Genomic DNA, 9,728 nt, shown 5'->3' with positions numbered 1-9,728 from the left:
TAAGCAAGGGATGCTGTCGATTATATGGGGGGTGTTGGATTTGGTTTCAGGGAAATGGGGATTTGTGGAAACGGGCCGGTTTTGTGATGCGTTTGTGATCCGTTTGGGTTTCACTATTAAATGACATTCTTGCCATCCTCGGTGTATCGCTTCACTACTATGAATACTATCATCTGATTGATTCCGGCTGAATTAATAGCCTTTCAATGGTAAGCGCCGTGGCAAATGATGATGGTTGAAAAATACAAACGTGCTTTTTCAAAGAACGAAATCAAGGGTTTAAAGCAATTTCCCATCTCTTGTGATTTGCTCGCTTTTCGAAAAAGCAAGTTCCTATTTCAAAATGGTTGACAAGTGTTTGCTGTACTGATAATCAATTCGAAATTCATCTTCCTTCAAATTTGTTTAGGCTTCTTCACACCGCGTTTCGCAGATATCTCAAGTTGCGTCGTCTCCTCACCATGCCCTGACAGGGAGATATTTATCCAGAGGGTGTCATTCCGAAAAGAATAATGACTGACGCTTGAAGTCCCATAGCTGCGGCATTGAGGAGGACGTCAAATGAAAGAGGCAGTCGGGGCACATAAAGAAACGACGGTATCGAATCCAGAGACTGGAGAATTAAAACGCGTAAGTGCTCGAACGGCGTTCATGTTTCCGGGCCAGGGCACGCAGTACCTCGGAATGGGAAAACATGTTTGCGATCATTCGCCTCGCAGCACAGCAGTGTGGGACTGCGCAAGTGATATCAGCGGGATAAACGTTCGCAAGCTCTGCAGTAAAGGGCCCATGAAGCTGTTGGACCAGACGCGTTACCAGCAAATCGCGATTACAACGGTCAACATGGCATCACTGGTTGAACTGACACATTACTCACCGATGGCCGCCGATGCGGTGCTTGGCCATAGTGTGGGGGAGTACACGGCACTCTATTGTGCAGGCGCCATTGGAATGGAAGATACCTTTAGGGCTGTGAACGCTCGAGCGCGGATCATGCAACAGATTTCCTCCAATTCGGAAGGCGGCATGGCCGCCGTCATCGGACCTTCTCATACGGAAATGCAGGAGCTGCTCGAGGGCAGTGATATGGCAACCCATATTTCGATTGCCAACGACAACACGCCGCAGCAGCAAGTTTTAGCAGGGCCTCGAAGGCAGCTTAAAACTTTTTGTCGTTCCCTGATGCGCCTCGGACACAAGGTCGTGCAATTGCCGGTTAATGGTGCATGGCATAGTTCCATGATGGCGCCTGGCGTGGATGCCTTTGCGACGGTTCTGACCGGAATTCCACTTCACTATCCGAAAATTCCTGTAATCATGAATCGCGCGGGAAGACCGGTCAGCGATCCTGATTTGATCCGCAGGTATCTTTCCGAACACTTAAGCCGCAAGGTGCTTTGGGCCGAATCCATGCGCTTGCTGGTCAAAATCGGGGTGCATCAAATTGTAGAAATCGGTCCAAGGAAAATATTGTCGCGCATGCTCAGCGATTTCGTTTTCCCGCAAACGATCACGGTATCGCATATAGATGACATTTTCAGGCGCCGAAGCATTTCTCTATCGAAAAGGATGGAAAGATAATGTTGCCCATCCTTTTCAAGTATAGAGGAAAATACATTCTCGGATTGTGGATGGTGGTGGCGCTCGTAAGCCTCTTGTTGAGCTTTGCATTCACGCGGAATGCCAATGATCCGGAAAAGGCGCAGATTTTCTCCTTTTGTCTCGTATTGGCTGGGGGTATCAGCTTTACCACGCTCCGGGATGCTTTCGGTTTCTGGACCTATTGCACTGTTGTGAAAAAGTTCCATCTCACATATGGCGAAGAAAAAAAGATGAGAAGCTATCAGAAATCTGTATTAAAACGAGCGGCCTCCAGATTTCTATTGCGTCCTGCAGTCGGGGCAATTCTGATTACCTCAACACTTTTGCTGGCACTGTTTCTCGCTCGCCGATTTATTGAAACAGACAAATCCTTGGTGTTTGTGGCCGTTGTGGGAATTGGGCTACCCACGCTGCTCTCTGCTTACGTATTCTTCCTAGTGCCAGCATTTATCGCCTTGGCAGATTCGATATTTAGAAATGGCAATCACATCAAATCATATCAGGTGCGCAATAGAATCAGGATCTGCACAATTGGCGATCTGGCAATGACGCTGGGTATCAATTTGACTGTTGTCCTTCCGCTTTCGAGTCATCCGGATTTCAGCCTCGCAAACGGCTACTTTTCTCTCGATTTTTTAATAGCCGCACTAATCATGATGTGGATCGTGACCTTTTTCACTCTCCAGGGCGCCAACCGGTCACGCCTATTTTCGGCTGCCGGAGAGGTTCTTTGCGGAAGCGTAAAAGCCGACGTGCGCCCGGATGGCCGGGAGGATACATCAGCTTCCTCTGAAAAGGGACCAGGAGACGCATTGTTGATCTTCATAGGCGTATCGCTTTGGGTTCTACTGGTCGCAGGGGTCTTTTCTACTGCGCCACATCCGCCTCATTTCTGGTGGTTTTATGCGGTATTGATAACCCCGCTCATGGTTCTTTTCCTGTTCAAACGAAGAGCCAGACTTGTGAATGATTATGCACAGGCGAGGCTGCTTGAAATTGAAATGCCTGAATTCGCGATTACGCACGATTCGTAACCATGCTGCTGGACGATAGGCTGAAAGATGGTCACATCGTTTCGGTGAAGCTTCGGAGCCTGGCGGCCGAATATTCTATGTGAACAGCACCATGCGCGAAAGGAAGAAATGTCAATGCATGTATACGATGATATGGCCGGTAAGGTAGCTCTGATAACCGGCGCCAGCGGGGATATAGGTCTATCCATTGCGAAGCATCTCGCCTTATTGGAATGTATTGTGTATGCCGGTTTCAGAACCAACGGGGATCCATTGAATCGCTTGAACGATGAAATGGTAGCCGACGGTGCAAAAATCTTTCCTGTTCAATGCGATATTACCATAGAGGCTGAACGAGAGCGCCTGCTGGATCGAATCCGTGAGGAACAGGGGGCTTTGCATATTTTGATCAACAATGCAGGCAAGTACCGTGACAACTTGTTTTCGAGAATGTCATCAGATGAATTCGAGGATGTTGTTAAAACAAACCTGTTCGGTGCTTTCAATATGTCCAGGGCCGCTCTTAGGTTGTTGCGCGCCGCCAAGAATGCGGCTGTAATCAACATTTCATCAATCTCCGGAATGACGCACAGCTTTGGACAAAGCAATTACAGTGCATCAAAGGCTGGGCTCATCGGACTTACCCGAACCATGGCCGGCGAACTTGCGCCGAAAGGCGTGCGGGTGAATGCCATTGCGCCAGGATTGATCGATTCGGCCATGACAAAAAGAGTACCACGCAACATTATCCGGCAGACAATGTCCGCCATACCGATGAACCGTCTTGGCGAAGCATCCGAGGTGGCTGAGGTCGTTTCGTTTCTTTCATCCAGTGCGTCGAGCTATATCGTCGGTCAAACCATAATTGTCGACGGCGGCCTAATCATGCGCTGAGGATATGACTATGGATCAATTGAAGGAAAGTCTCGTAGCCCCCTCAATACTTATGAAGATGGGATTTTGGCGTTATCCATTTTTCCTGGTCGACCGGATAACGGATTTTCTGGATGGTGATCGAGGTTATATAATTGCCATAAAAAACGTGACATTCAACGAACCATTTTTCGGAGGCCATTTCCCGGACAATCCTATCATGCCAGGAGTTCTGATCGCAGAGGCCATGGGGCAAACGTCAGAATACTTTAGCTTGCTTTCAGATTTTTGTGCCGAGTATTCTAATGTCCATGGTGAATCCATCAGCGGCAATTCTGCCCTTCGCCACGCATTGCATACGGAGGAAGGAATCGCAATGGTCGAACGGATTCGGAAATGTCATGAAGGCTTCCTGGTATCACAGGATCTGAAGTTTAAGAACAAGGTGATGCCTGGGGACATATTGATAATCCGCAGCGAAAATCAACTTATAGATGCCAGAGGCTTTGTTCATTACAAGGTCGAGGCACGGGTAGGTCGAAAAGTGGCGTGCATCGGCCGGATTGCAAATTACCGCACGAGGAAAAAACATGTTGATCGCCTTCCTCTAAGGTGATTCTCATGAAAATTTAAATTATCAATGTAAACCAAGTCAGATGCATTGTTTAGTCCGACTGGTTGGCATAAATTGAATTCCAGTCGCCCTGCAAGGCGATGAAAACCAAAGTGTCAGATAAAATAATATCGAGGCTAATTGGAGGTAAATGTGGAAAGTGATTTAGAATCCACGATAGAGCAGCGCAAGGATGTTTTGCGGCGAGTGAAGGAAGGGTTGATTGTCAGACTGAATCTCTACCAAATAGTTAATCAGATCGATGACGACACACCGCTTTTCGGCAGCGGACTTAAACTTGATTCGGTTGATGCCACAGAATTGCTGGTCATGCTAGATGAAGAATTTGGGATACAGGTATCGGAATCCGAGGATCCTTTCTATTTGCGTTCCGTAAACTCCCTTGCATCCTTTATCATCTCAAGACAAACAAAAACAAACAAGAATTAGGGGAAACGACAGATACCTTAAATCACCAATTTGTGGGAGATAAGTGCATGACGCATCTTGCATCCATCCACCGATATCGAAAAGCAGTTATGTCCGAACGCAATGGCATAACGTTACCGGCCTCCTTTAACAACGAAGCATCGGCCCATGGAGCTCTACGAGAATCTATACTCCTGGCTGATTATTCTCATTTCGGGCTACTTGAAGTTTCGGGAGAGGATCGCTTCGATTTCCTAGATCGCGTCGTCGCGGGTGATTTGGCATACATACGTGAAGAACAAGCTCTATACTCTCTGATTCTCGATAATGAGGGATACATTATCACGGACATCTATGTGCTTTGCGATGATGAACGCTACCTGCTGCTTTCAGAATGGTTTACTGGTAAAGGCTTGGCGGACCTGCTGGGGCATTACATGAAATCTGGTGAAAGCGTCATTTTGAAGACAAGAAACCGCGAAAATGGCGTTCTTCTTGTGGAAGGACCTTACAGTTGGGAGTTGATGGCCGAAATTTTCGGAATCGATGTAATCGGATTGCCATACATGGAATTCATGCCGGTCGAAGGTGGCTTGTTGTTCCGTGGCGGAAAACATGGAGAGTTCTCGTACAAGCTTATCATGGAGGTGGCGGTGCTTGCCGACGTATGGAAACAGCTTCAAGAACATGGAGAAAGATATGATATCGAGGTGAGCGGGTTGGATTTTCAAATTGCAGCGCGTTTGGAAAATCCTTGTTGGAACCCAATGATCCTGGGAAAAGTGACGCGTTGCCCAATAGAACTACAGATGCAGTGGGCGGTGCGCTATGACAAAGATGAGTTTGTTGGACGTGATGCCCTGAAGCGGCGTTTGGAGGAAGGTGTGAAGCGCCGTGTTGTCGGTTTTTGCTGTGAAGAATCAATTGTGGACGTCCGCGTGGGAAGTCGCGTTTTTCATGGTGACAGAATCATTGGCGAGGTTGCTGTGGTGGGATATTCAGCGTTTCGCCAAGCGGTGATCGGCCAGGCGATCATAGACAATTCCTATGCCTACGCCGGTTTGGGGGGCTACACAATAGAATCTGAAGACGAGAAAGTCGCCATTTCCACAGTTCCAGTGCCATTCATCGGCAATTTTAGTTTTCTCGTGAACCCCTCGGAACATAGTTATGTAGACCCATCACGACCAAAAAGCTTTCTGGACCAGGTTGAACGCCAACCTGCCGGCGAAGAGGCAGAAATATGAGACAATTTCGATGTGAACCGATCGGAGGTGTCTATCGCTTTTTGAGGGGCGTTATGCGTAAACAAATGAGCATAGAGGTTGATCACTGCCTGGAGGTGTAAGAAAATGCTCGACAGAAAGCGGGTCGTCATCACTGGATTGGGTGTATTAACATCTATTGGAGCCACCACTGAGGAGTTTCGCAATTCACTTCTTAGTAAACGATGCGGCATCCGTCCAAGCTCGCGGTTTTCCGATGTTTTTGGCAATGTCTGTGCATCCGAAGTATTGGAAGAGCCAAAGTACGAAGGGCTTGCTGAAGGCTTACAAGAAAAACTCGACAAGGCCGCCCTTTGGGCTTACAAAGTCGGCCGCGATGCGCTGGTAAATTCAGGTCTGCTGGGGAACGAAGCCCTCAGCACCAGCAGCCTTATAATCGGTGTATCCTCAGCAGGCACGGAAGCCTATATGCCATTACTAGAAAATCGAATCAATGACTTTTCCATCGATAAGACCAGGCTTTCCGGTAGCTTTTCTTCTGTTTGTTCTGTCGTATCCTCTCTTTTGCAGATTCGAGGCGGATACGAATTGGTAGCGACAGCGTGTACAGCCAGCACCAACGCTATCGGAATCGGCTTCGACCAGATTCAAAACAACAAAAATCAGATGGCGTTGGTTATCGGAACAGAGCCGCTCTATTTGCCAACCATAGCCGGATTCTACACCTTGAAAACCCTGCATCAGCAGGCCTGCACACCGTTCTCCGGGGTACCAGGTATGTCCATCGGTGAGGGAGCGGGGGCCCTGGTTCTGGAAGAATACCAACATGCGACGGCACGGGGAGCGCCTATTTATGGTGAAGTATTGGCATATGCGACCTCGGGTGACGCCCATCATGAAACCGCACCTGACCCCCGAGCAAAAGGCGCCGCACAGGTTATGCGAACTGCGCTGGCAAACGGAGAGCTTTGTCCCGAAGATGTAGAGTATATAAATGTTCACGGTACGGGGACGGAAACGAATGACAGGTCCGAAACGCTTGCCATGAAAAAGGTTTTTGCTGATATTCATTCTATTCCGGTTAGTTCCACAAAATCTTATATTGGACACAATATCGGCTCTGCCGGAATCATCGAATTTATTGCCTGCCTTCTTACATTGCCGGAAGGCAAAATATTGCCGACGCTCAATTTCGGCAGGGCAAGGCCCAGCTGTGATCTGAACTATGTTCCCAATGAGTTTCAGGAGCGAAATGTAAAGGTTTTCATGAAGAACAATTATGCTTTTGGGGGCAACAATTGCTGCATCCTTGCCGCCCTCCCGGGAAATGGACGGCCGAATAGCCGCTACCATCCCCGGCGTGTGGCGATCACAGGAATTGGGTTGGTATCGTCACTAGGTTTTGGGTTGGAACAAATTTTGGGGGCAATACGAAAGGGGACCTCCGGTTCCGCGCTAAAAACATGGAGGCCTTCCCATAAAGGTGAGGAAGGGATTCAGGATTTTGAAGATTGGATCTCATCGAACGAGATGTTATTGCAGCAATTCAGCGACCTACGGAAAAAGAACGGAGACCAATTATCTCTGCGAACTCATGAGGTGGATGACAGGGCTGTCCGCAGGCATTTGAAACGTTTCGATACTCGCAAAGCAAACCGAATCAGCACGTTCGCGCTGCTGGCAGGAGAGCAGGCGATCGCCAATGCTGGTGCGAATATCAGGACCACCGGCAAAACAACAGCATTGATTATAGGCATGTCAAAGGGCCCCCAGGCCACCATATCCCGGTATGTCGAGAGCCTGGTACCTGACCCCAGACGTGCTCGCACTTTCGAGTTCCCCTCCTCACTGATGAACGCCATCGGTACGTTTTGTTCGATTTCGAAGGGCATCAAAGGGTATAATACTACGTTGGCCAATGGATTCAATGCCGCTCTCGGCGCCATGTGCTACGGCTACGAACTTGTCCGTCAAGGGGTACAAGGCCAGGCGCTGGTCGGTGGGGCTGATGAAATATTCCATAGTGCGCTGCACGCCTTACAAGAGAATCACGGTGGCCTTTCGCCAAACCTTGATGAAGATGGATTCCGAGTTTATGACAGAGATCAGTCCGGCTATTTCATGGGGGAAGGCGCTGGTATGGCGTATATGGAAGAGCTTGAATCAGCCGGAGACAGGGGCGGCCCAATACTTGGCATCATTTGTGGTTACGGCAAATCCTGTGACGGCTCCTACATAGATGATACCAACTCTCAACCATCGGGGCAGTGGTTGGCCAAGGCCATTTCACAAGCGCTCGACGAAGCCGGCTTGACGGTCGATGATATTGATCTTGTCTGCGGAACTGGATGGGGCACTGTTTCGAGCAATCGGAAGGAACTTAATGGCATCGAACGCGCATTTATGCACCGCAGTCACCCTGTACCGTTGGTCAATTACAATGGATTCTTCGGATTCGTGGAATCCGCTGCGCCAATTTTGAATTTGGCATTGGTGCTCAACGCGATGAAGGAAGATGAAATTCTACCCATACCGCACACCAGGAGCTTCGAAACAAAAAATCTGGCTTTTGTGAGCAGAAAAGAACGCCTAAGTGTTCGTCACGCCTTATTGGTAGGCTCCACGGAGGGCGGCAACAATTACGCGGTAGTTCTCGGGAAAGGCGCGCCTTATGAATGATCCGGAACGAGTGGTTGTGACCGGAATCGCCGTCCGCTCGGGACTCGGTGGAGATTTTCAGACACTGATTCATGGCTTGGAAATCGGAGAATTCGCTCCTGTTAAACCATTTTTCCCAAATGAAATTATCTCTAAAGCGGTCGGGCTGCCGTTCAATCCACCATATGTATTTGATGCATTCTCGAGGAAATCAATACCTCCGGAAGGCAAGAATACCGGACCAGGAGATCGGATACTGGGTATGTTGGAACCAATCATCGACGAAGCTTTGGCGCAGGCCAATCTGGGGGTCGAGGATTTGGAGCATGGCCGTGCTCGTATTTATATCGCCGGTGTAGGCATACAGCCCGAGATTTTAAACTTTTTCTCTTTCATTGCCAGAAATGACCAAGAAGATCTGCGACAGAATAAAGGTATTCGTCAATGCCACTATAAATATTATTCTCAAAAAGCGATTGCTCGATCTTTGGCGAAAAATTATCATCTGACGCGACCCCCGGTATCCGTTTACAGCGCCAGTTGTTCAAGTCTCGCGGCATTATATTTGGCACAAAGCGCCATTGCATCGGGACGGTCCGGTATTGCTATAGTAGTTACATGGCAGGAGGTCACACTTTACGACCTATTATTCTTGGGCGGCCTCAATGCGCTCGCCCGCACGGCCAGCCATCCTTTCGGAAGTGGCGGAGAGGGTGTCGTGCTGGGTGCCGGTGCTGCAGCCATCGTTCTTGAAAATTCTTCCAGAGGGCGGCAAAGGAAGATGTCCGACCTTGTGGAAATACGCGGGTTTTCGACAAGTCAAAGTGGCGGTCTGTCGCAGGGCGGTCATTCATTTTCCCCCGATTTTAGGGTCATCGGCAAAACCATTTCAAAAGCGCTGGAACACGCGAAATGTCGGCCGGAAGAAGTGTCCGTGGTTTTACCGCACGGCAACGGTTTAAGATCCAGTGACAAGGCCGAAGCCCTTGCCATCAGAAAAGTCTGGGGGAATCATCCTGTGAGCGTTTCCTCCTATAAATCACAGCTTGGCTATACATTGGCGGCTAGCGGATTGATCGATATCGCGATTCTGTCAGAGGCGCTATTGGCCGGGCGTTTGCTGGCCTTTCGCACGAAAGGCCAGCTGGACGGGCACCTGGGTTTGTGCTTTCATGCCGATGCGCCGCCTCAACGACTCAAGACCGGTACTGCCGTCAAAATAGGTATCGGAATTGAAGGATCGGTGGCCGCCTGTGTTCTTTCAGTACCTTCCGAGTGAGTGTAGTACCCTTTAACCAGTCATGCCGCCAGGTG

The 9,728-nt window shown here is 49.0% G+C and carries 8 protein-coding genes; all 8 read left to right on the top strand.

Annotated elements, in window-relative coordinates:
• The first annotated feature begins 561 nt into the window (after positions 1-561).
• The 8 genes from MRX98_RS20845 to MRX98_RS20810 all read left to right on the top strand — a co-directional run bounded on the left by MRX98_RS20845 (position 562) and on the right by MRX98_RS20810 (position 9,693).
• Complete coding sequence (locus MRX98_RS20845) at positions 562-1,581, top strand: ACP S-malonyltransferase (RefSeq protein WP_246914747.1); 1,020 nt, start codon at positions 562-564, stop codon at positions 1,579-1,581.
• Positions 1,581-2,636 (top strand): hypothetical protein, encoded by a 1,056-nt coding sequence (locus MRX98_RS20840; RefSeq protein WP_246914745.1) that lies wholly within the window; start codon positions 1,581-1,583, stop codon positions 2,634-2,636. The genes MRX98_RS20845 and MRX98_RS20840 overlap by 1 nt, the downstream gene beginning before the upstream one ends.
• Before the next feature lie 114 nt (positions 2,637-2,750).
• Positions 2,751-3,509, top strand: coding sequence for an SDR family NAD(P)-dependent oxidoreductase (locus MRX98_RS20835; RefSeq protein WP_246914743.1), 759 nt, complete (start codon positions 2,751-2,753; stop codon positions 3,507-3,509).
• Between the two features lie 10 nt (positions 3,510-3,519).
• Complete coding sequence (locus tag MRX98_RS20830; protein WP_246914740.1) at positions 3,520-4,104, top strand: 3-hydroxyacyl-ACP dehydratase FabZ family protein; 585 nt, start codon at positions 3,520-3,522, stop codon at positions 4,102-4,104.
• 150 nt (positions 4,105-4,254) lie between these two features.
• Entirely contained in the window at positions 4,255-4,551 is a 297-nt protein-coding gene (locus MRX98_RS20825) for an acyl carrier protein (protein ID WP_246914738.1), read from the top strand.
• A 47-nt stretch (positions 4,552-4,598) separates the two neighbouring features.
• Positions 4,599-5,777 (top strand): glycine cleavage T C-terminal barrel domain-containing protein, encoded by a 1,179-nt coding sequence (locus tag MRX98_RS20820; protein WP_246914735.1) that lies wholly within the window; start codon positions 4,599-4,601, stop codon positions 5,775-5,777.
• A 105-nt stretch (positions 5,778-5,882) separates the two neighbouring features.
• Positions 5,883-8,435 (top strand): beta-ketoacyl-[acyl-carrier-protein] synthase family protein, encoded by a 2,553-nt coding sequence (locus tag MRX98_RS20815; protein WP_246914733.1) that lies wholly within the window; start codon positions 5,883-5,885, stop codon positions 8,433-8,435.
• A complete protein-coding gene (locus tag MRX98_RS20810) occupies positions 8,428-9,693 on the top strand; it encodes a beta-ketoacyl synthase N-terminal-like domain-containing protein (RefSeq protein WP_246914731.1) in 1,266 nt (421 codons plus the stop codon). The genes MRX98_RS20815 and MRX98_RS20810 overlap by 8 nt, the downstream gene beginning before the upstream one ends.
• The last annotated feature ends 35 nt before the right edge of the window (positions 9,694-9,728 follow it).

It is taken from the genome of Desulfatitalea alkaliphila (assembly GCF_022968795.1).
In the GTDB taxonomy this organism is placed as follows: Bacteria; Desulfobacterota; Desulfobacteria; order Desulfobacterales; family Desulfosarcinaceae; genus Desulfatitalea; species Desulfatitalea alkaliphila.
Note: the sequence above shows the minus strand (reverse complement) of the source record. Positions and strands in the feature narration are given on the sequence as shown.